Origin of the sequence: Nonomuraea bangladeshensis, from assembly GCF_039529455.1 — a bacterium.
Taxonomy (GTDB): Bacteria; Actinomycetota; Actinomycetes; order Streptosporangiales; family Streptosporangiaceae; genus Nonomuraea; species Nonomuraea bangladeshensis.
Window position 1 is genome coordinate 543,213 of sequence record NZ_BAAAMV010000005.1, and the last position, 20,385, is coordinate 563,597.

A 20,385-nucleotide genomic window follows, 5' to 3' on the forward strand; every position below is an offset into this window, starting at 1 on the left:
GGTCAGGCCGGCGGGGCGAAGTCCTCGGGCCCGAACAGCCGCAGGACGTCCGACTCGCCCTCCCATCCCGGCCACAGGTCACGGTGCAGCTTGACGAAACGGGTGGTCCATTCCACGACCTCCTCCTTGCTCCTGACCTCGTACAGGGCGTAGCTGATCAGCTCCTTGGCCTCGGCGAACGGCCCGTCGCTGACGGTCAGCCGGCCTCCGCTCACCTCGACCCTGGCTCCCTCGGAGCTGGGGGCCAGGCCGCTGTTGTCGAGCAGGACCCCGGCCTCGGTGGCCTCCTGACCGAGCTTGAAGATGGCCTCCATGAGGTCGGCCGGCGGCGGTCCGGCGGGCTGGGCGGTGGCCTTGAACGTGACCAGGTAGCGCATCGTGAATCTCCTTCTCGTCATGAGGTGTTACAGGTGGTCAGGCGGCGTCACGGGACAGGCTGAGCGACACCAGCGACAGCCAGCTCCAGACCGCCACGATGCCGACGACGAACATCAGGTTGGTCCAGGCCGCGCCGGAGCCGCTCGCGATGCCGACGAACGAGCCGAGGAACAGTGTGCCGGTGACGCGGGAGTACAGAGCCCAGCCGCCGTGGCCCTGGCGGGCCTGCCGGGAGGCGATGACGTAGCAGGCCGCCGCCATGCACAGGAACCCGACGCCGCCGACGGCCATGTGCAGGGTCCCGGACAGGGTGACGACGCCCGGACCCTCAGGGGTCCCCGCGGGGAAGCCCATCGCGGGGTCGGCGGGGAAGACCGCGGCGCCGATCATGCCGGCGCCGAACACGCCGACCAGGGCCGGCGCCCACCGGGCTCCCCGTCCGGGCGTCAGGGCGCGGCGCAGGCCGGCGGCCGCGGCGATGGTGGCGAGGGCGGTGACGACGAAGTTGACGGTCTGGATCCAGCCGAGCTCTCCGTTGGCCAGGAAGCTCCACGGGTGGCGGGCCAGGTCGAAGCCCTCACGGGTGAGCGCCTGGGCCAGGGCGACCGTCACGTAGAAGGGGCCGGCGAGGACGCCGCAGCCGAGGAGCAGGCGCTGGGTGGAGACCGGGCGGGTGTGGGCGAGCTGCAGAGTCATGGTCGTCAACCTCCTGTCGCGGGACCGGCGCATCCGGACCGTCTGCCTACGCTGCGAACGGGGCGGGCCGATTTCGACACCCGCCCCCAAGATCTTTCAAGATCTTTTCGGGACGCGGCACCCCGGCCCGGCGGCGGGGCTCGCGACCGCCGCCGGACGGGGGCGGCCCGGCCGGCCCCGCCCCGGCCCCTGGGCGACCGCGCGGTCCCTCCCGGCCGCGGTCGTCCTGAAAGTCTCCGGGCATTCACCGAGCGAAACAAATAGGTGGCGGGATTCTTCAACCGCGCGCAAACAAATGGCCCGGTCATGTCCGGCGGCTCCCTTTCCGGCCGACGCTCGGGTTTATCGCCACGAGCCAGCGGACAGCCCTCATCCATGCCATGGGGAAAAATACGCAAACGGCCGTCGCTGCCATGATGTCCGAGCATTCGAAGAAGGCGTACCGGCACTGCGAGCAGATCATGCGCAGTCAGGCCCGCAACTTCTCGTACGGTCTGCGGCTGCTCCCCGTCCCCAAGCGGCGTGCGCTGAGCGCCGTCTACGCGCTCGCCCGCAGGATCGACGACATCGCCGACGGCGACGGCCCGGCCGGGCAGCGGCTGGCCCGGCTGTCGGCGGTCCGCGAGACGCTCGGCGCGCCCGTCCCCGAGGCGCACGACCTCGTGCTGGTGGCGGTGTTCGAGGCCGCGCGCCGTTATCCGATCCCGCTCGGCGCGTTCGCCGACCTGGTGGACGGCTGCGTCGCCGACGTGCACGGCAGGACGTACACGGAGTTCGAGGACCTGGTCGGCTACTGCCGGTGCGTCGCCGGCTCGATCGGGCGGCTCTCGCTGGGCGTGTTCGGCTCGGACGACGCCGAGGCTGCCACGCCGCTCGCCGACGCGCTCGGCGTGGCCCTGCAGATCACCAACATCCTGCGCGACCTGCGCGAGGACCGCTTGGCCGGGCGGATCTACCTGCCCGCGGAGGACCTCAAGCGGTTCGGCTGCACCTTGGACGTCGACGCGTCCGGCCGGTTCGTCGACCCGCCGGAGCGCCTGGCCGAGCTGGTCAGGTTCGAGGCCGACCGGGCGCGCGACTGGTTCACCGTCGGGATGGGCCTGCTGCCGCTGCTGGACGCGCGCAGCGCCGCCTGCACGGCCACCATGGCCGGCATCTACCGGTGCCTGCTCGACCGCATCTCGGCCGATCCCCGTCGCGCGGTGGCCGCCAGGCTCTCCCTGACGACGAAGGAGAAGTCCGTGGTCGCGGTGCGCGCCCTCGCCCGCGCCGGGCGCGCGAGAGGCCGGCCGGCCGATCGCGCCGGGTTCCGTTGATCACAGCCGCGCTGCTGGCGGTGCTCGCGGCGCTGTGCAACGCCGTCGCGTCGGTCCTGCAGCGCCGCGCGGCGCTGACGGTGCCGCAGGGGCCGGCAGCGCAGGCGGGCCTGATCCTGGCGCTGGTGCGGAAACCGGTGTGGCTGTGGGGGATCACGGCGCTGATCGGCGGCTTCCTGTTCCAGGCCGCCGCGCTGTCGCGCGGAGCCGTCGCCCTGGTCCAGCCCGTCATGGTGGTCGAGCTGCCGTTCACCATGATCATCTTGTCGATGGCGTTCGGCATCGTCCTGGATCGGCGCACCTGGCTGGCGATCGGCGCGCTGTCGGCCGGGCTCGCGATCTTCCTCATCGCGGCGGCTCCCGACGTGGGGCGGTGGCTGCCCGACGCGATCGGCTGGATCGTCGCCACCGCCGTGACCGCGGCCGTCGTGGCCGCGCTGGTCGCGGTGGGGGTCCTGGCGAGGGGAGCGCTGCGGCCCGCGGCGCTGGGCGTCGCCGCGGGCATCGGCTTCGCCTTCACCGCGACGCTCATCAAGAGGTGCACGGCCATCGCCGAGGAGGACCTGAGCGCGCTGCCGCGGTCCTGGCAGCTGTACGCGATGGTGCTGGCCGGCCTGTGCAGCCTGCTCCTTCTGCAGCACGCCCTGCACAGCGGTTCCCTGGTGATCGCGCAGCCCGCGCTGACCATCAGCGACCCCATCGCCGGCATCCTCTACGGCGGGCTGTTGTTCGGGGAGCCCATCCGCTCCGGCTCATGGATCGTGTTCGAGGCGATCGGCATCGGGAGCATGGCCTACGGCGTCATCCAACTGGCCCGCTCGCCGATCGTCCAGGCCCAGAACACTCCCCTTCGGTGAGGAGACGAGACCCGCCTCGGCCGGCATCGCGGCGAACAGGGCGGAGGCGCGGTCCGCCTGGCGCCCACGCGCCCGCGCGTCGGCGAGGCGGTCCAGCGCCTCCAGCAGCGCGGTCGCGTCGCCGGTGCACGCGCTCACCCCGGCCGCGGCCATCGCCCGCGCGCCGTCGCGCCCGTGGCCGCTGATCGGCCGGTGGACGACGACCGGCAGCCCGGCGGCGAACGCCTCCTCGCAGGTCAGGCCGGAACCGTTGTCGACCAGGGCGTACGCGGCCGCCATCAGCTCGGGGACGTCGTCGCGCCAGCCGAGCGCGGGCCCCAGTCCGGCCAGGCGCAGGCGGCGGCGCAGCGCCGCGTTGTCCCCGCAGAGCACGAGCGGCGTGTACCGCCCCGACCGCGCCAGAGCGCGCGTGGTCGCGACGATCTCCCCCGCTCCCCATGACCCTCCCGACACCAGGACGAGCCGGGCGCCGGGGTCCGCGCCCACGCCGCGGGCCACCCGTACGGGATCGGCCACCGCCTGCCCGAACACCGGGCGGACGACCGGCGCGCAGCGCAACGCCGGCCGACGGGTGCATGCGGCTATATATCCAACTATGTCGGGGTTCGGGCACAGGTACCGGTCGTTGCCCTGGTGCAACCACAACCGGTGCACCGCGAAGTCCGTGACCAGCACCGTGCTCGGGCACGGCAGCCCGCCGCGCTCGCGCAGCCGCCCGGTGATCTGCGCGGCCAGGTGGAACGTCGAGACGACCTCGTCGGGCCGCCAGTCCTCGACGAGCCGGCGCAGGCGGGCGGCCGCGAGCACCGTGAGCGGAGACGTCCCCGGCGCCCGTTTGCCCACGAAGAAGACCTGGTAGATGAGCTCGTAGAGCCAGGGGGCGCGCAGGATCATCCAGCGGTACCCATGACGCAGCGCCGGTCCCAGCCGGAGCGGGAAGAGCAGGAGGACATCGATGATCCGCGCGTCGGCATCCTCGGCCGCGAGCCGCGCGGCCAGCTCGGCGGCGACCCCGTCGTGGCCGCTGCCCATGGACGCGGTGAGGATGAGCACCCGCCGCCTCCCCGCTCCCCCGGGCGGACGAGCGGCACGACGATGAGCCGGTTCGCCCTGCCGCTCGGGCTGGCCTGCCTGTCCCTGCTGCACGCGGCCCCGGCCGCCACCTGGCTGCCGCCGGTCCGTCGCCGGATGCCCGCGCTGGCCGGCGCCGGTGACCCCGGCCACGTGGCGCTCACCTTCGACGACGGCCCCCACCCCGGCTCCACCCCGCGTTTCCTGGACGAGCTGGGACGCCTCGGCGCCCACGCGACCTTCTTCGTCCTCGGCGAGCTGCTCGAACGCCATCCGGGGCTGGGCCGCCGCATCGTGGCCGAGGGCCACGAGCTGGCCGTGCACGGCTGGCGGCACGGCAACGCCCTGATCGCCCCGCCCGGCCGGCTGACGGCCGAGATCGGCCGCGCCGCCGCCCTGGTGCGGGAGGTCTGCGGGGTCCGCGCGGCCTGGTACCGCCCGCCCTACGGGGCGCTCAGCCTGGAGGCGCTGGTCTCCGCCCGCGCGCTGGGGCTGCGTCCCGTGCTGTGGACCGACTGGGGCCGGGACTGGGAGGCGGCCGCCACGGCGCGCTCGGTCCTCGCCACCGTGACGGCCGGGCTGCGCGGAGGAGCGACCGTCCTGCTGCATGACTCCGACCACGCCTCCGTTCCTGGTTCCTGGCGATCGGCGCTCGACGCCCTCCCCGCACTCGTGGAGCGCTGCCGGCTCATGGGCCTGCGGGTGGGGCCGCTGCGCGACCACGGCGTGGCGGCGAGCCGCCGTTAAATGCCGGTGCAGCGGGTTTCCATAATGGCGAGTCCCCTTTCCCCGCGCATTCAAACGCCAATTTACCGGCGGCCCCGAAAAGTAAATGCGGAGCCAATGGAACGGAAACGAATCACCTTCAGGTTTGCGCTGCCCGGCGACGGATAATTTCCCTGTCGTGTTGTCACGGAAGGGCTATTCACAGGAGCTCGCGAAAAAGGCCCGCCGGGAGAACTTCCCGGTGGCCTCGCGGCTGCTGCCGCGCCGGCACCGCGACCACCTCATGGCCGTGTACGGCTTCGCGCGCTCCGTGGACGACGTCGGCGACGAGGAGCCCTCCGGTGACCGGCTGCGCCTGCTGGACGAGTTCGAGGCCGACCTGGCGCGGCTCTACGACGGGGAGACCCCGCGGCTGCGGCCGGTCCGCGCGCTGGCCCCCACCGTCCGGGAGTGCGCGATCCCGGCCGAGCCGTTCCACCACCTCATCGAGGCCAACCGGCGTGACCAGTCGGTCACCCGCTACGAGACGTTCGACGACCTGCTCGGCTACTGCGCGCTCTCGGCGAACCCGGTCGGCCGGCTCGTGCTGCACGTGTTCGGCGAGGTGAGCGACGCCCGGCTGGCCCTGTCGGACCGCGTCTGCTCGGCGCTGCAGATCATCGAGCACTGCCAGGACGTGGGCGAGGACTACCGGCGCGGACGCGTCTACCTGCCGGAGAAGGACCTGCGGCGGGCCGGCTGCCCGGACGGCCATCTCGCGGCGACGGCCACCTCCCCGCCGCTCCGCGCGGCGGTCGCCGTGCAGGCCGCGCGGGCCGCGAAGCTGCTGGGCGAGGGGGAGGCGATCGTCGCCACGCTGGCCGGCTTCGCCCGTACGGCGGCGGCGGGTTATGTCGCGGGAGGTCACGCGACCCTGGCCGCGCTGGCCGCCGCCCGCTACGACGTCCTGGGCCGTGCCGTGCGCCCGCGCCGCCTGCGCCTGCTCGCGGCGTGGGCGCGGGTCCTCATGACCACGAGATCGTCCGATCCGGCGCTCCAACGCCTTCCTTCGGCATGAGGGGGCCGCGATGAGTCCCCGGCCGGGCTCCGAGCCGGTGGCGGTGATCGGCGGCGGCCTGGCCGGCATCTCGGCGGCCGTCGCGCTCACCGAGGCCGGGCACCGCGTGACGCTGTACGAGGCCCGCCCGAGGCTGGGCGGCGCGGCCTGCTCCTTCCAGCGCGACGGGCTGACGGTGGACAACGGCCAGCACGTCTTCCTCCGCTGCTGCACGGCCTACCGTGGGCTGCTCGACCGGATCGGCGGCACCGCGCTGGTGGATCTGCAGAGCCGGTTCGACGTGCGGGTGCTGAGCGCGGCGGGCCGGTCGGGGCGGCTGCGCCGGGCCGCACTGCCGGGACCGTTGCACTTCGTGCCCGCGCTCGCCGGCTACCGCCTGCTCGGCCCCGGCGACCGGGTCCGCGCCCTGCGCGGCTCCATCGCGCTCAGCAGGCTCGATCCGGCCGATCCCGTCCTCGACCAGGTGACGTTCGGGAGCTGGCTCGCCGCGCACGGCCAGCGGGCACCCGCACGGCAGGCGCTGTGGGACCTGCTCGCCGTGGCGGCGCTGAACACGGGCGTCGAGGAGGCCGCGCTCGGCCCGGCCGTGAAGGTGTTCAAGACCGCGCTGCTCGGCCGGCCGGACGCCGCGGACCTGGGCATCCCCCTGGTCCCTCTGGGCGAGCTGCACGACACCGCCGCCAGGGCGGCCATCGTCCGGCGCGGCGGCGACGTACGGGTGGGGGCGAAGGTCAGCGCCATCGAGCCGGGACCGGCCGTCGTCGTGGACGGCGCCAGGATCGGGGCGTCGGCGGTCATCGTGGCCACCCGCCACGAGCAGGCCGCCAAGCTGGTGCCCCTGGACGCGGCGCCCGGCAGGGACACGTGGACCGCCCTCGACGCGAGCCCGATCATCAACGTGCACGCCGTCTACGACCGCCCGGTCATGCCGGCGCCGTTCGTCGCGGTCACGGACTCGCCGGTGCAGTGGGTGTTCGACAAGACCCGCGTCGCGGGCCTGCGCCGGGGCCAGTACCTCGCGGTGTCCGTGTCGGTCGCGGACACCTGGATCGACCGGCCGACCGCCGACCTGCGCGAGGTGTTCGTCCCCGCGTTGCGCTCGGTCCTGCCCGCCGCGCGCCGGGCCCGGCTGACCGACTTCTTCGTCACCAGAGAACGGCGCGCGACCTTCCGCCAGGCGCCCGGCAGCGGGGCGCTCCGCCCGCGCAGCACCACCCACTGGCCCGGCCTCTACCTCGCCGGCGCCTGGACCGACACCGGCTGGCCCGACACCATGGAAGGGGCCGTACGCAGTGGACTGCACGCGGCCGGCCTGGTCAGGCGGCACCTGCGACGTCAGGAGACGACGCCATGACCCTGACCCTGCCGGCCGCCGAGGCCGCCCGCGAGCTGGTGGAGCCGGTGCTGCGCGAGGCCGTCGGCCGTCTCGACCCGCTCTCCGCGCGCGTCGCCCGCTATCACTTCGGCTGGGCGGACGGCGGCGAAGCGGGCGGCGGCAAAGCACTGCGGCCGACGCTCGCGGTGTTGTCCGGCCGGGCGGCCGGAGCGGACGTCGAGCGCTGCCTGCCCGCCGCCGCGGCGGTGGAGCTCGTGCACGCCTTCTCGCTCCTGCACGACGACGTCATGGACGACGACCCGGTACGCCGGCACCGACCGGCAGCCTGGACCGTCTTCGGCCGCCCCCACGCCCTCCTCTGCGGCAACGCCCTGCTCACCCTGGCCGGGGAGCTGCTGCTGGAACAGGGCTGTGCGGCGGCGGCCCGCGCGCTCAACGACGCCGTGCTCGCGCTCGTCGCGGGCCAGGCCCTCGATCTGGAGTTCCAGGACCGGGACGACGTGACGAGGGAGGAGTGCCTGCTGATGTCGCGGTGCAAGACCGCCTCGCTGCTCGCCTGCGCCTGCTCGATCGGCGTCACGGCGGCCGGCGGCCCCGCGCCTCTGGCCGGCGCCCTGGCCGCGTTCGGGGCCGAGGCGGGCCTGGCCTTCCAGCTGGCCGACGACCTGCTCGGCATCTGGGGCAGCACCGAGGCGACGGGCAAGCCGGTGCTCGCCGATCTGCGCACCCGTAAGAAGAGCCTGCCCGTCGTCGCCGCGCTCACCGGCGGGACCGCGGCCGGCCGGCGGCTCGCCGCACTGCTGGCCAGGCCCGAGCCGCTCGCCGAGGCCGACCTGCACGAGGCCGCCCGCCTGGTCGAGGAGGCGGGCGGCCGGGCGTGGGCCGAGGCGGAGGCCGGGCGGCGGCTCGACGCGGCGGTCCGGTGCCTCGACGAGGCCGACCTGCCCGCGGACGTACGAGCTGAATTCCTGCACCTCGCCCGATTCATCGCATCCAGGGACCACTGACATGACGACTCTTGAGACCCGGAACGTGCTCACCGGAGCCGAGCACGCCCTCCAGAGCGCCTGCGACCACCTGCTGGGCCTGCGGTCCCCGGAGGGCTGGTGGAAGGGCGAGCTGCAGACCAACGTGACCATGGACGCCGAGGACCTGCTGCTGCGGCAGTTCCTCGGCATCCGCACCGAGCGGGACACGGCGGAGGCGGGCCGGTGGATCCGCTCGCAGCAGCGGGCCGACGGCACCTGGGCCAACTTCCACGAAGGACCCGCCGACCTGTCCACCACCGTCGAGGCGTACGCCGCGCTGCGGCTCGCCGGCGACCCGCCCGACGCGGCGCACATGCGCGCCGCCCGCGGCCCGATCCTGGACATGGGCGGCATCGAGGCGAGCCGGGTGTTCACCCGGATCTGGCTGGCGCTGTTCGGGGAGTGGCCGTGGCGGCGGCTGCCGGTCATGCCGCCCGAGCTGATGTTCCTCCCGCCGTGGTTCCCGCTGAACATCTACGACTGGGCCTGCTGGGCCAGGCAGACGATCGTGCCGCTGACCGTCGTGACCGCGTGCCGGCCGGTGCGCCGGCTCCCGTTCGACCTGGCCGAGCTGCGCACCGGGCGGGAGCCGCGCCGGGCCGCGGGCGGAGGCTGGGAGAGAGCCTTCGGCGTCCTCGACAGGGCGCTGCACCGCTACGAGCGGCGCCCTTCGCCGATCCTGCGGCGGGCCGCGCTGAGGCGCGCCATCAACTGGATCGCCGCGCGTCAGGAGGCCGACGGCTCCTGGGGCGGCATCCAGCCCCCGTGGGTCTACTCGGTGATCGCGCTCCACCTCGCCGGCTACCGGCTCGACCATCCGGTGCTGACCAAAGCCATCAAGGGACTCGACCGGTTCACCATCAGGGACGAGAACGGACGCCGGTTGGAGGCGTGCCAGTCCCCCGTCTGGGACACCGCGCTCGCGGTCAACGCCCTGCTCGACGCCGGGACGCCCGCCGACCACCCGGCCCTCACCGGAGCCGCCGCCTGGCTGCTGCGCGAGGAGATCACCACGACGGGCGACTGGGCCGTGCGCAGGCCCGGACTGTCGCCGGGCGGATGGGCGTTCGAGTTCGACAACGACGGCTATCCCGACATCGACGACACCGCCGAGGTGATCCTGGCGCTGCGCAGGCTGGACGTCCCCGGCGTACGGCCGGCGATCGAGCGCGGGGTCCGGTGGATGGCCGGCATGGCGAGCTCCGACGGCGGCTTCGGGGCGTTCGACGCCGACAACGACCGCGTGCTCTGCACCAAGCTGCCCTTCTGCGACTTCGGCGCGGTGATCGACCCGCCGTCCGCCGACGTCACCGCGCACGTCGTCGAAGCCCTGGCCAAGGAGCGGCCCCACTCCCCCGAGCTGCGCAGGGGCGTGGTCTGGCTGCTCAGGGCGCAGGAGCGGGACGGCTCGTGGTTCGGCCGCTGGGGCGCCAACCACGTCTACGGCACCGGGGCCGTGGTGCCGGCCCTCGTCGCCGCCGGGGTCGACCCGGGACATTCCTCCGTACGCAACGCCGTGGCCTGGCTCGAACGGCACCAGAACGACGACGGCGGCTGGGGAGAGGACCTGCGCTCCTACCGTGACCCCGCCTGGATCGGCCGCGGCGCCTCGACGGCGTCGCAGACCGCCTGGGCGCTGCTCGCCCTGCTGGCCGCCGGCGAACGCTCTCCGGCAGTGGAGAACGGCGTGCGCTGGCTCGTCGAGCACCAGCGGCCGGACGGCACCTGGGACGAGCCCTACTTCACGGGCACCGGTTTCCCCGGCGACTTCTACATCAACTACCACCTCTACCGGCTCGTCTTCCCGATCAGCGCCCTCGGGCGCTACCTGCGCCGCGACACCCCGCCGGACGTCCGATGACCGGCCTGCTGATCTGCGCCGCGCTCGGCATCGAGGCCCACGCGATCAGGCGCGGCCTGCCGGCCCACCTCACGGACGTCAGGGTGGTCACCACCGGGATCGGCCCGCGCCGGGCCGCCCGCGCGGCCGGCCACCTGCACGGACAGGGGGCGGTCGCCGTCGTGGGGTTCGGCGGCGCCGTCGCCGCCGGTCTCCGGCCGGGCGACGTCCTGGTGGCCGACGAGATCCGGTTCAGGGGACGGACCCATCCCTGTCCTTGGGCCGCCCTGCTCGTGGAGGAGCTGGCCCGCGCCGGCCTGCCCGCCAGGACCGGGCCGCTGCTCACCGTCGACCACCTCGTCAGGGAGGCCGAACGCCGCCGCCTCGCCGGTCAGGGCGTGCGGGCCGTGGACATGGAGAGCGGGCCGCTGGCCCGCGCCGCCGCGGACCGGCCGCTCGCCGCCGTCCGGGTCATCGTCGACGCGCCGCGGGCGCCGCTGCTGCGGCCTGCGACGCTGACCCGTGGCCTCGCCGCGCGGCGCACGCTCACCGCCCTCGGCCCCTTCCTGATGCACTGGGCGGCGGCCGTCGCCCCCGAACCCGTGTCCGTCCCGCTACGCAAGGAACCGCTGCCATGACGATCCCGCTTCGGCAAAGCCTGCGCATCGGCGGCTACATCCTCGGCCAGCGGCTCCGGGGACGGACCAAGTTCCCGCTGCTGGTCGAGCTGGAGCCGTTGTTCGCGTGCAACCTCAAATGCGCCGGGTGCGGCAAGATCCAGCACCCCGCCGACGTGCTCAGGCGGCGCATGCCGGTGGACCAGGCCGTCGCGGCCATCGAGGAGTGCGGCGCGCCCATGGTCTCGATCGCCGGCGGGGAGCCGCTCATGCACCCGCAGATCGGCGAGCTGGTCCGCCGCCTCGTCGGCATGAAGAAGTACGTCTTCCTGTGCACGAACGCCCTGCTGATCCCCAAGAAGATCGACGAGTTCGAGCCCTCCCGTTACTTCGCCTGGACCGTGCACATCGACGGCGTCCGCGAACGCCACGACGCGGCGGTGTGCAAGGAGGGCGTCTTCGACGAGGCGGTCGCCGCCGTGCGCGAGTGCCAGCGGCGCGGCTTCCGGGTGACCACGAACACGACGTTCTTCTCCTCCGACAGCCCGCAGACCGTCATCGAGGTGCTCGACTACCTCAACGACGAGCTCGCCGTGGACCAGATGATGATCTCGCCCGCGTACGCGTACGAGAAGGCGCCGGTCCAGGATCGGTTCATGGGCGTGCGGGAGACGCGCGAGCTGTTCCGCGAGGCGTTCAAGGGCGGGAGGCGGAGCCGCTGGCGGTTCAACCACTCGCCGCTGTTCCTGGACTTCCTCGAGGGCCTGACGGAGCTGCCGTGCACGGCCTGGGCGATCCCTTCGTACTCGCTGTTCGGCTGGCAGCGGCCCTGCTACCTGATGGCCGACGGGTACGCCCAGACCTACCGCGAGCTGATCGAGGACACCGACTGGTCGGCCTACGGCCGGGGCCGCGACCCGCGGTGCGACAACTGCATGGCGCACTGCGGCTACGAGCCCACCGCCGTCCTCGCCACGCTCGGCTCGCTGAAGGAGTCGCTGCGGGCCATCAGGAGCGGCTGAGCGAAAGGTCAGCCGAAGCGCCGCGCGAGCAGCCGGAACGGTCCGGGCGCCGCGCCGCGCAGCCTGGCCGGCAGCCTGAGCCAGCCCGGCACGAACGACTCGGGCCGGCCGTGCAGGATCGCCGCCACGACGGCCCGCGCCACCCGCTCGGGCGGGATCGGCGCCGGCCAGCCGCGCGTGTAGGGGGCGCCGCGCCGGACGAAGAAGGGCGTGTTCACCACCCCCGGCAGCAGGACGGACACGCCGACCCCTGGCGCGTGGCGCAGCTCGTGGCGCAGGCCCTCGGCGAAGACCACCAGCCCCGCCTTCGTGGCCGAGTAGACGGCCTCCCGCGCCACGCCCACCGCTCCCGCGATGGAGGCCACGAACACGACGTGCCCGCGCCCCGCCGCCAGCATCCCGGGGAGCAGCAGCCGCGTCAGCGCGATCGGCGCGGCGAGGTTGACGGCGAGCAGCCGTTCGGCGCTGCCGGCCGGCATCTCCACGAACGACCCGGCCCACCCCACCCCGGCGTTGTTCACCAGGACGTCCACGTGACCGGCCCGCGTGACGAGCTCTTCGGCCTGGGTGGCGACGTCGCAGACCACCATGTCCCCGCCCGTCGCCGCGGCGACGGCCGCGAGGCGTTCGCGGTCGCGGCCCGCCAGCGTCAGCCGGGCGCCGGTGCCCGCCAGCGCGTGCGCGGTGGCCGCGCCGATCCCCGAGGAGGCCCCGGTGATCAGCACGTGGGCGTCCGCGAGCCTCATCGCGTCGGCCCGCAGGTGAGCCGGGTGCTCGCCTGGGCGAGGAGTTCGGCCAGGTGGAGCGGGCGGTCCGCGGCTTTGGTGTGTTCGAGCTGGGTGCGGCAGCTGAAGCCGTCGGCCAGGACGAGCGTGCCCGGCTCGCTCTCGCGGACGGCGGGCAGCAGCTCGTGCTCGGCGCAGGCGAGCGAGGTGTTCAGGTGCCCGGCGGTGAAGCCGAAGTCGCCGGCCAGGCCGCAGCAGCCGCCGACGGTCTTGAGCTTGACCCCGGCCTGCTGGAGCAGCCGCTGATCGGCCTCGTAGCCGAGCACGGCGTGCTGGTGGCAGTGCGGCTGGGCGACGGCGGCGCGGTCGATGCGCGGCGGCCGCCAGCCGTCGGTGCCGGTGAGCAGCTCGGCGAGGGTCTTCGTCTGCTCGGCCAGCCGGGTGACGTCCTGGTCGCCGGGCAGCAGGTTGGCCGCGTCGTCGCGGAAGACGGCGGTGCAGGACGGCTCCAGCCCGACGATCGGGATGCCGCTCCTGAGCAGGGGCGCGAGCGTGTCCAGGGTCCGCCGCAGCACGCGGCGGGCGACGCCGAGCTGCCCGGTGGAGATCCAGGTCAGCCCGCAGCACAGGGTGCGCGGCGGCACGATCACCCGGTAGCCGGCGGATTCGAGCACGGCGACGGCCGAGGCCCCGATGCGCGGGGCCAGGTTGTCGGTGAAGGTGTCCGGCCACAGCAGCACCTCGCCGAGGTCGCCGCTGCCGCGCGGCCCCCGGCGGCGGTAGGCGTCGCTGAAGCGGATCCCCGCGAAGGACGGCAGCGGCCGGGCCGGCTCCAGCCCGCCCAGCCGCTTGACCAGCCGGGCCAGGCCGGGCGCGTGGGTCACGGCGTTGACCAGGCCGGGCGCGAACGAGGCCAGCCGCGCCCACACCGGCAGCCAGCCCATGCTGTAGTGGGCGGCGGGCCGGAGCCGGCCCGCGTAGTGGTGGGCGAGGAACTCGGCCTTGTACGTGGCCATGTCCACCTCCACCGGGCAGTCGTGCTTGCAGCCCTTGCAGGCCAGGCACAGGTCGAGGGCGTCGTGGACGGCCGTGGAGCGCCAGCCGTCGGTCACGGTGGAGTCGCGGTGGCCGTTCAGCATCTCGAACAGCAGCCGGGCGCGGCCCCGGGTGGAGTGCTCCTCCTCGCCGGTGGCCCGGTAGGAGGGGCACATGACGCCGCCCTGGTGGCTGCGGCACTGGCCGACGCCGACGCAGCGCATCACGGCCCGCTGGAAGCTGCCCTGGTCGTCGGGGTAGCCGAACTCGGTCTCCGGCTCGGCGGGCGTCCAGGCGCTGCCCAGCCGCAGGTCCGTGGTGATCCCGTTGGGCGAGACGATCTTGCCGGGGTTCATCCGGTCGTCGGGGTCGAACACCGCCTTGACCTGCTGGAACGCGGTGACGACGGCGTCGCCGAACATCTTGGGCAGCAGCTCGGCCCGCGCCTGGCCGTCGCCGTGCTCGCCCGACAGCGAGCCGCCGTAGGAGACGGCCAGGTCCGCGGCCCGGTCGAGGAAGGCGCGGAAGGCCGCCACGCCGTCGGCGGTGAGCAGGTCGAACGGGATGCGGGTGTGCACGCACGCCTGGCCGAAGTGGCCGTACAGGGAGGCGTCGCCGTAGCCGAACTCGTCCAGCAGCCGGCGCAGGTCGCGCAGGTAGTCGCCGAGTCGTTCCGGAGGGACGGCCGAGTCCTCCCAGCCGGGCCAGGTGTCGGCCATGCCCGGCCCGCGCGCGGTGGCGCCGAGCCCCGCCTCGCGCAGGTCCCAGAGCTCCGTCTCGGACTCGGGGTCGTCGAAGAACGCCACGTCGGGGCCGTTCCCGTCGCGGCCGATGTCCTCCAGGAGCGCGTGGGCCCGCCGGTCGGCGTCCTCCTGGTCGTCACCGGTGAACGAGGCCATCAGCCAGGCGCCGCCCTCCGGCAGCCGGGCCGCCGCCTTCCCGTGCATGTGCTTGCGCGTCTCGTAGCCGATGAGCTTGTCGTCGATGCCCTCCAGCTGGAGCGGCCGATGCGCGGTGATCGGCAGCACGGCGTCGCCGGCCGCGGCGATGTCGTGGTAGCCGAGCACGACCAGGCTCCGCGCGGCCGGTACGGGCACCAGCGCCAGCTCGGCGCGGAGCACGGTGACCAGCGTGCCCTCCGAGCCGACCAGGGCCCGCGCCACGTCGAACGGCCCGCCGGGCAGCAGCTGGTCGAGGTTGTAGCCGGAGACCCGGCGCGGGATGTCGGGGTAGCGGCGGCGGATCTCGTCGGCGTGCTCGCTCATGATGTCGCGCAGCCGCCGCAGGATCTCGGCCGGGCGGCCACCCTCGGCGGTGATCCTGGCGTACTCCTCGTCGCTCGTGGGACCCACCCACATGCGGGTGCCGTCGTAGGTGAGGATCTCCAGCCGGACGACGTTGTCGGCGGTCTTGCCGTAGAGCTGGGCGGTGGACCCGCACGAGTTGTTGCCGATCATGCCGCCGAGCGTGCAGTGGGAGTGCGTGGACGGGCGCGGGCCGAACATCAGGCCGGTCGGCTTGAGCCGCCGGTTGAGGTCGTCCAGGACGATCCCGGGCTCGACCACGCAGGTACGCGCCCGCTCGTCCACGGCGACCAGGCGGTGGCAGAACTTCGACCAGTCGATGATCACGGCGGTGTTGCAGGTCTGGCCGGCCAGGCTGGTCCCGCCGCCGCGCGAGGTGATCGGCGCCCGGTGCTCACGGCAGATCGCCACCGCGACCTCCGCGGCGTCCACCGTGCGCGGCACGACGACGCCGAGCGGCACCTGGCGGTAGTTGGAGGCGTCGGTGGAGTAGGCGCCCCGGCTGCCGGGGTCGAAGCGGACCTCGCCGTCGACCTCGGCGGCGAGGTCCCGCTCCAGGTCGCGCACCCGCACGTAGGGCTGCGCGGTCCGGAGGGCGGGAGTGGGAAGCGTGGCAGGACGGGTCATCACCTTCACCAGCCCATCTGGGAGATCTTGTCCTTGAACAGGGTGGTCGCGATCGACGCCTTGTGCGGCTGGCCCTTCATGAACGCCTCGGCGAACTTCTTCGCCTGCTCGTACGTCACCTTGCCCGGCATCGGCGGCTCATTGGGGTTGACGTCGGCGTCGACCAGCGCCGGCCCGTCGTGCGCGAGCGCCTCCCATACGGCCTCGGCGAGGTCACGGGGGTCGCTCACCTTGCGGCCGTAGCCGCCGCAGGAGCGGGCCCAGGCGGAGAAGTCGGCGGCGGGCTCGGCGAAGCGCACGCCGTGCTCGGGGTAGCCGAGCACCATCTGCTCCCAGAGGATCTGGCCCAGCGCGTTGTTGTTGTTGACGATCACCTTGATCGGCAGCCGGTGCTGGGCGGCGGTCAGGAACTCGGCCATCAGCATCGCGAAGCCGCCGTCCCCGACGAACGCGATCACCTGCCGGCCGGGGAAGGCGTGCTGCATGGCGATCGCGTACGGCAGGCCCGGCGCCATGGTGGCGAGGTTGCCCGACAGGTAGAAGCCGCGCTCGCCGCGGATGGTCCAGTGCCGGGCCGCCCAGGTGGCGATGGTGCCCGAGTCGCAGGTCAGGATCGCGTCGTCGGTGGCGGCCTCGTCCACGCAGGCCATCAGGTACTGAGGGGCGATCGGATCGCGGTCGGGCGTGCGCAGGGCGGCCATGTCGGCGCGCCAGCGGTCCATAGCCTGGGCGTACTTGGCCAGGTGCCCGCGGTCGCCGTTCCGCTCCAGCAGCGGCAGGAGCGCGGCGAGGCCCTGTTTGGCGTCGCCGATCATCGGCACCTCGGTCGGCATGCGCACGCCCGCCCTGATCGGGTCGGCCTCCAGCTGCACCACGCGGGCCTGGCCGGGCTCCGGCAGGTGCTTGGTGTAGGGGAAGTTGGTGCCGATCATGAACAGCGTGTCGCAGTCCTCGACGAGCTCCTCGCCCGGCCGGGTGCCGAGCAGGCCGATGCCGCCCACGGCGAAGGGCGAGTCGTCGGGGATGACGGCCTTGCCGGGCAGCGTCTTGATCACCGGCGCGCCGAGCACGTCGGCCACCGCCAGCACCTCGCGCCGGGCGTGCAGCGCGCCCGCACCGGCCAGGATCGCCGGCCGCGCGGCGGCGTTCAGCACCGACGCCGCCGCCTCCAGGTCCTCCTGCCGGGGGACGCCGGGAGCGCTCAGGTAGATCGGCGCGGTGGCCGGCGGGCGGGCCGGCGCGACGCCGGGGTAGGGATCCTCGTGGGCGTCGGCGACCTGGACGTCGTTGGGGATGGTCAGGTGGGCCACTCCGCGCCGGGCGTAGGCGGCCCTGATCGCGAGGTCGACGACGCCGGGCAGCTGCGCGGGGTTGTCGATCAGGAGGTTGTACTCGGTGACGTCCTCGTACAGCCGGTCCAGGTGGACCTCCTGCTGGTAGCCGGTGCCGAGCACGCTCGTCTCCTGCATGCCGGTGATGGCGAGGACCGGCTGGTGGTCCAGCTTGGCGTCGTACAGGCCGTTGAGCAGGTGGATGCCGCCCGGCCCCGAGGTGGCCAGGCACACCCCGATCTGACCGGTGGCCTTGGCGTGCGCGGTGGCCATGAACGCCGCCGCCTCCTCGTGGTGCACCAGCAGGAAACGGACGCGGTCACGGTGGCGGCGAAGGCCCTCCATGATGCCGTTGATCCCGTCGCCCGGCAGGCCGAACACGGTGTCCACACCCCAGGCGACCAGCCGTTCTATGAGCGATTCTGCGACGATACGGGTCATGCCCGGCGTCCTGCCCGGCCTGCTGGAGCGGAATGCTGACGAATACGGAAAGTGTTCGTCAGTCCGGGGCCAGGGCCGCGGCGGTGTTGATGACGGACACGTGGCTGTACGCCTGCGGGAAGTTGCCGGCCTGCCGGCGGAGGCCGGTGTCGTACTCCTCCGAGAGCAGCCCGACGTCGTTGCGCAGGCCGAGCAGCCGGTCGAACAGCTCGCGCGCCTCGCGGCGCCGGCCCAGCATCGCCAGCGCGTCGGCCAGCCAGAACGAGCAGGCCAGGAAGGTGCCCTCGCGGCCGGGCAGCCCGTCCACGCCCTCCTGCTGGGGCCGGTAGCGCAGCACGAAGCCGTCCTCCATCAGCTCGCGCCTGATCGCGTCCACGGTCCCCGCCACGCGCGGGTCGTCCACGGGCAGGAAACCGAGGCGCGGGATGAGCAGCAGCGCGGCGTCCAGCCCGGTCGAGCCGTAGTACTGGGTGAAGGTGTTGCGGTCGGCGTCGTAGCCGCGCGCGCACACCTCGTCGTGGATCTCCGCGCGCAGCGCCCGCCACCGGTCCACCGGCCCGCCCAGCCCGTACGTCTCCACCGCCCGCACCATCCGGTCGGCGGCCACCCAGGTGAGGATCTTGGAGTGGGTGAACTGCCGGCGCGGGCCGCGCGTCTCCCACACCCCGTTGTCGGGCCGCCGCCAGGCCCCTTCGAGATAGTCCATGATGCTCCGCTGCAGGTCCCACGCCTCCTCCTCCACCGCGAGCCCCGACCGCCTGGCGAGGTGCAGGCATTCGAGGGTCTCGCCGTAGACGTCGAGCTGGAACTGGCCGGAGGCGGCGTTGCCGACGACGACCGGGGACGAGCCGTCGAAGCCGGGCAGCCAGTCCACGGTCCACTCGGGGATGCGCCTGGCCCCCTCGACGGTGTACATGATCTGCATGTCGGCGGGGTGACCGGCGACGGCCCGGAGCAGCCAGTCCCGCCAGGCGCGGGCCTCGGCGTCGTAACCGGCCGACATGAGCGCCTGGAGGGTGAACGTGGCGTCGCGCAGCCAGCAGTAGCGGTAGTCCCAGTTGCGCGAGCCGCCGAACTGCTCGGGCAGGGAGGTGGTCGCGGCGGCGACGATCCCGCCGGTCGGCTCGTACGTGAGCGCCTTCAGCACCAGCAGGCTGTCGCGCACGGCGGAGTCGTCGTCGCTCCGGTGGTGGCACCGGCCGATCCAGTCGCGCCACATCCGCACGGTCGCGTCCAGGGACTGCCGCGCGTCGATGGCGTGCGGGCGCGGCAGCCACGAGTGCTGCCAGGTCAGCACGAACGGCACCCGATCGCCCGGACCCACCGTGAACTCCGCCGTGGTACGCCGGCTGTCCTCGTTCTGGCGCAGCGGGACGGGGGCGCGCAGCCAGGCGGCGTCGGGCCCGGCCACGGCGGCCAGGAGGCCGTGATCGTGGCGCAGCCAGGGCTCGTCGCGCCCGTAGTCGAAGCGCAGCGCCAGCTCCATGCTCATCTCGACCCGGCCGCGTACGCCCTCGACGATGCGGACCACGTCGGGCGCCTGGCCGCGCGGCGGCATGAAGTCCAGGATCCGCACCGCGCCGCCGTCACGCTCCCACGTGCTCTCCAGGACCAGCGTGCCGTCCAGGTAACGGCGGGAGGAGCAGGGCCCCGCTCCGGCCGGGGCCAGCAGCCACCGGCCCGCGCCGGGATCGGCGAGCAGGGCGGCGAAGCAGGCGGGAGAGTCGAAGCGCGGCAGGCACAGCCAGTCCACGGAGCCGTCCCTGCCGACCAGCGCGGCGGTCTGCATGTCCCCGATGAGGGCGTAGTCCTCGATCCTCCGCATCTCCCCGTCACCTCCGGCTTCACGCTGTGCGGTACGGCTGGGCGGCGTCGGCGCGCAGCGTCAGGCCGTGACCCGGCCCCCCGGTGGCCGGGGCGGCCAGCCCGCCGCTGGGGTCGGCGGCCCCGTCGAACAGCTCGGCCTCGATGCGCTGGTGATCGTGGAACCACTCGATGTGCCGCAGGTTCGGGGTGGCGGCGGCGGCCGGCAGGTGCAGGTTGGGCGCGCAGTGCGCGGAGACCTCCAGGTTGTGCCCGGCCGCGATCGCGCAGGCGGCGAACCAGCCGGTGTAGCCGCCGCAGCGGGTCGCGTCCGCCTGGAGGCAGTCCACCGCCTCCGCCTGGCACATCCGGGTGAAGTAGGCCGGGTCGCCGCCGTACTCGCCCGCGGCCACGTCGGCGCTGATCCGCTGCCTGACCAGCCGCAGGCCGGCCAGGTCGTCGGAGGAGACCGGCTCCTCGAACCAGCGCACGTCGTGCTCGCGCATCCGCTCGGCCTGCCGGACGGCCTGCTTGGCGGTGTAGCCGCCGTTGGCGTCCACGTACAGCTCGGCGTCGTCGCCGATGACCCGCCGGGCCAGCGCGACCCGGCGCAGGTCCCTGGCGGGTCTGGTGCCGGACGACTCCCCTATTTTGATCTTGACGCGGCCGATGCCCAGGTCGTGCACCCAGTGGGTGAGCTGGGCGGCGGTCGTGTCGTCGTCGTAGGTGGTGAAGCCGCCCGACCCGTACAGCGGGACCTGTTCGCGGGCCGGCCCGAACAGCCCGGCCAGCGACGTCCCCAGCAGCCGCGCCTTCAGATCCCACAGGGCGACGTCGAGGGCGGAGACGGCGTACCCGGCGAGGCCGGGCCGCCCGGCGTTGCGCACCTGACGGACCAGGGAGTCCCAGATCGCCGGGATCGCCAGGGCGTCCCTGCCCTCGACCACCTTCGCCAGCGCCTCGCCGATGAACCGGGCCGCGGCGGCGGGCGCGTACGTCCAGCCCGTCCCCGTCATGCCCTCGGCGCGGACCTCGGCGACGACCAGCGTCGTGGCGTCCCAGGCGAGCGTCCCGTCCCCTTCGGGCCGGTCGGCCGGCACCCGGTAGGCCGCGGCGGTCACCTGCTCGATCCTGCTCATGTGACGGGTTTCTACCCCGTCCGACCTCGGCAAACG

General features: G+C 73.8%; 17 protein-coding genes. 9 read left to right on the forward strand and 8 right to left on the reverse strand.

What is annotated here, in order from left to right; all coding sequences use genetic code 11:
* Nucleotides 1-2 precede the first annotated feature (2 nt).
* Both ABD292_RS18440 and ABD292_RS18445 read right to left on the reverse strand, forming a co-directional pair.
* Nucleotides 3-377 carry a YciI family protein gene (locus ABD292_RS18440; RefSeq protein WP_344208680.1) on the reverse strand — a complete coding sequence of 125 codons (375 nt, stop codon included), beginning with the start codon at nucleotides 375-377 and terminating at the stop codon, nucleotides 3-5.
* Nucleotides 378-414: 37 nt separating this feature from the next.
* The gene (locus ABD292_RS18445; protein ID WP_344208682.1) at nucleotides 415-1,074 is read right to left on the reverse strand and encodes a DUF998 domain-containing protein; all 660 of its coding nucleotides are present in this window, start codon (nucleotides 1,072-1,074) and stop codon (nucleotides 415-417) included.
* A gap of 413 nt (nucleotides 1,075-1,487) precedes the next feature.
* Here ABD292_RS18445 and ABD292_RS18450 point away from each other — a divergent pair, with 413 nt between their 5' ends.
* Together ABD292_RS18450 and ABD292_RS18455 are read left to right on the forward strand one after the other, a co-directional pair.
* Entirely contained in the window at nucleotides 1,488-2,390 is a 903-nt protein-coding gene (locus ABD292_RS18450) for a squalene/phytoene synthase family protein (RefSeq protein WP_344208684.1), read from the forward strand.
* Nucleotides 2,387-3,247: a DMT family transporter gene (locus ABD292_RS18455; RefSeq protein WP_344208686.1), complete on the forward strand. Its 861-nt coding sequence runs from the start codon at nucleotides 2,387-2,389 to the stop codon at nucleotides 3,245-3,247. Before ABD292_RS18450 ends, ABD292_RS18455 begins: the two co-directional genes overlap by 4 nt.
* On the opposite strand, the gene ABD292_RS18460 is transcribed toward ABD292_RS18455, so the two are convergent.
* Entirely contained in the window at nucleotides 3,143-4,300 is a 1,158-nt protein-coding gene (locus ABD292_RS18460; protein WP_344208688.1) for an MGDG synthase family glycosyltransferase, read from the reverse strand. The genes ABD292_RS18455 and ABD292_RS18460 overlap by 105 nt on opposite strands.
* Before the next feature lie 42 nt (nucleotides 4,301-4,342).
* Here ABD292_RS18460 and ABD292_RS18465 point away from each other — a divergent pair, with 42 nt between their 5' ends.
* The 7 genes from ABD292_RS18465 (at nucleotide 4,343) to hpnH (ending at nucleotide 11,944) form a co-directional block, all read left to right on the forward strand.
* Nucleotides 4,343-5,065 carry a polysaccharide deacetylase family protein gene (locus tag ABD292_RS18465; RefSeq protein ID WP_344208690.1) on the forward strand — a complete coding sequence of 241 codons (723 nt, stop codon included), beginning with the start codon at nucleotides 4,343-4,345 and terminating at the stop codon, nucleotides 5,063-5,065.
* A 157-nt stretch (nucleotides 5,066-5,222) separates the two neighbouring features.
* Nucleotides 5,223-6,101, forward strand: coding sequence for a squalene synthase HpnC (gene hpnC, locus ABD292_RS18470; RefSeq protein ID WP_344208692.1), 879 nt, complete (start codon nucleotides 5,223-5,225; stop codon nucleotides 6,099-6,101).
* A 10-nt stretch (nucleotides 6,102-6,111) separates the two neighbouring features.
* Nucleotides 6,112-7,455, forward strand: a complete 1,344-nt coding sequence (gene hpnE / locus ABD292_RS18475) for a hydroxysqualene dehydroxylase HpnE (protein WP_344208694.1) — start codon at nucleotides 6,112-6,114, stop codon at nucleotides 7,453-7,455.
* Nucleotides 7,452-8,444: a polyprenyl synthetase family protein gene (locus ABD292_RS18480; protein WP_344208696.1), complete on the forward strand. Its 993-nt coding sequence runs from the start codon at nucleotides 7,452-7,454 to the stop codon at nucleotides 8,442-8,444. The genes hpnE and ABD292_RS18480 overlap by 4 nt, the downstream gene beginning before the upstream one ends.
* Before the next feature lies 1 nt (nucleotide 8,445).
* Entirely contained in the window at nucleotides 8,446-10,326 is a 1,881-nt protein-coding gene (gene shc, locus ABD292_RS18485; protein ID WP_344208698.1) for a squalene--hopene cyclase, read from the forward strand.
* Nucleotides 10,323-10,943 carry a phosphorylase family protein gene (locus ABD292_RS18490; protein WP_344208700.1) on the forward strand — a complete coding sequence of 207 codons (621 nt, stop codon included), beginning with the start codon at nucleotides 10,323-10,325 and terminating at the stop codon, nucleotides 10,941-10,943. Before shc ends, ABD292_RS18490 begins: the two co-directional genes overlap by 4 nt.
* Nucleotides 10,940-11,944: an adenosyl-hopene transferase HpnH gene (hpnH, locus tag ABD292_RS18495; RefSeq protein WP_344208702.1), complete on the forward strand. Its 1,005-nt coding sequence runs from the start codon at nucleotides 10,940-10,942 to the stop codon at nucleotides 11,942-11,944. Before ABD292_RS18490 ends, hpnH begins: the two co-directional genes overlap by 4 nt.
* Nucleotides 11,945-11,952: 8 nt before the next feature.
* Here the strand turns inward: hpnH and ABD292_RS18500 are convergent, their stop codons facing one another.
* Genes ABD292_RS18500 through ABD292_RS18520 form a run of 5 tightly spaced genes read right to left on the reverse strand, consistent with a single transcriptional unit; the run spans nucleotide 11,953 to nucleotide 20,349 of the window.
* On the reverse strand, nucleotides 11,953-12,690 hold the full coding sequence (locus tag ABD292_RS18500; RefSeq protein WP_344208704.1) for an SDR family NAD(P)-dependent oxidoreductase: 738 nt from the start codon (nucleotides 12,688-12,690) through the stop codon (nucleotides 11,953-11,955).
* Nucleotides 12,687-15,635 (reverse strand): FAD-binding and (Fe-S)-binding domain-containing protein, encoded by a 2,949-nt coding sequence (locus ABD292_RS18505; RefSeq protein WP_344208706.1) that lies wholly within the window; start codon nucleotides 15,633-15,635, stop codon nucleotides 12,687-12,689. Before ABD292_RS18505 ends, ABD292_RS18500 begins: the two co-directional genes overlap by 4 nt.
* A gap of 5 nt (nucleotides 15,636-15,640) precedes the next feature.
* Nucleotides 15,641-17,407, reverse strand: a complete 1,767-nt coding sequence (locus tag ABD292_RS18510) for a thiamine pyrophosphate-dependent enzyme (protein ID WP_344208708.1) — start codon at nucleotides 17,405-17,407, stop codon at nucleotides 15,641-15,643.
* A gap of 58 nt (nucleotides 17,408-17,465) precedes the next feature.
* The gene (locus tag ABD292_RS18515; protein ID WP_344208711.1) at nucleotides 17,466-19,232 is read right to left on the reverse strand and encodes a glycoside hydrolase family 15 protein; all 1,767 of its coding nucleotides are present in this window, start codon (nucleotides 19,230-19,232) and stop codon (nucleotides 17,466-17,468) included.
* 19 nt (nucleotides 19,233-19,251) lie between these two features.
* Nucleotides 19,252-20,349 carry an enolase C-terminal domain-like protein gene (locus ABD292_RS18520; RefSeq protein ID WP_344208713.1) on the reverse strand — a complete coding sequence of 366 codons (1,098 nt, stop codon included), beginning with the start codon at nucleotides 20,347-20,349 and terminating at the stop codon, nucleotides 19,252-19,254.
* Nucleotides 20,350-20,385 lie beyond the last annotated feature (36 nt).

Bases quoted from the DNA above. Each gene is read 5' to 3' on its own strand.
- ABD292_RS18440 (WP_344208680.1), bottom strand. From the start codon at position 377: ATGCGCTACCTGGTCACGTTCAAGGCCACCGCCCAGCCCGCCGGACCG.
- ABD292_RS18445 (WP_344208682.1), bottom strand. From the start codon at position 1,074: ATGACTCTGCAGCTCGCCCACACCCGCCCGGTCTCCACCCAGCGCCTG.
- ABD292_RS18450 (WP_344208684.1), top strand. From the start codon at position 1,488: ATGATGTCCGAGCATTCGAAGAAGGCGTACCGGCACTGCGAGCAGATC.
- ABD292_RS18465 (WP_344208690.1), top strand. From the start codon at position 4,343: ATGAGCCGGTTCGCCCTGCCGCTCGGGCTGGCCTGCCTGTCCCTGCTG.
- hpnE (WP_344208694.1), top strand. From the start codon at position 6,112: ATGAGTCCCCGGCCGGGCTCCGAGCCGGTGGCGGTGATCGGCGGCGGC.
- ABD292_RS18480 (WP_344208696.1), top strand. From the start codon at position 7,452: ATGACCCTGACCCTGCCGGCCGCCGAGGCCGCCCGCGAGCTGGTGGAG.
- shc (WP_344208698.1), top strand. From the start codon at position 8,446: ATGACGACTCTTGAGACCCGGAACGTGCTCACCGGAGCCGAGCACGCC.
- ABD292_RS18490 (WP_344208700.1), top strand. From the start codon at position 10,323: ATGACCGGCCTGCTGATCTGCGCCGCGCTCGGCATCGAGGCCCACGCG.
- hpnH (WP_344208702.1), top strand. From the start codon at position 10,940: ATGACGATCCCGCTTCGGCAAAGCCTGCGCATCGGCGGCTACATCCTC.
- ABD292_RS18500 (WP_344208704.1), bottom strand. From the start codon at position 12,690: ATGAGGCTCGCGGACGCCCACGTGCTGATCACCGGGGCCTCCTCGGGG.
- ABD292_RS18505 (WP_344208706.1), bottom strand. From the start codon at position 15,635: ATGACCCGTCCTGCCACGCTTCCCACTCCCGCCCTCCGGACCGCGCAG.
- ABD292_RS18510 (WP_344208708.1), bottom strand. From the start codon at position 17,407: ATGACCCGTATCGTCGCAGAATCGCTCATAGAACGGCTGGTCGCCTGG.
- ABD292_RS18515 (WP_344208711.1), bottom strand. From the start codon at position 19,232: ATGCGGAGGATCGAGGACTACGCCCTCATCGGGGACATGCAGACCGCC.
- ABD292_RS18520 (WP_344208713.1), bottom strand. From the start codon at position 20,349: ATGAGCAGGATCGAGCAGGTGACCGCCGCGGCCTACCGGGTGCCGGCC.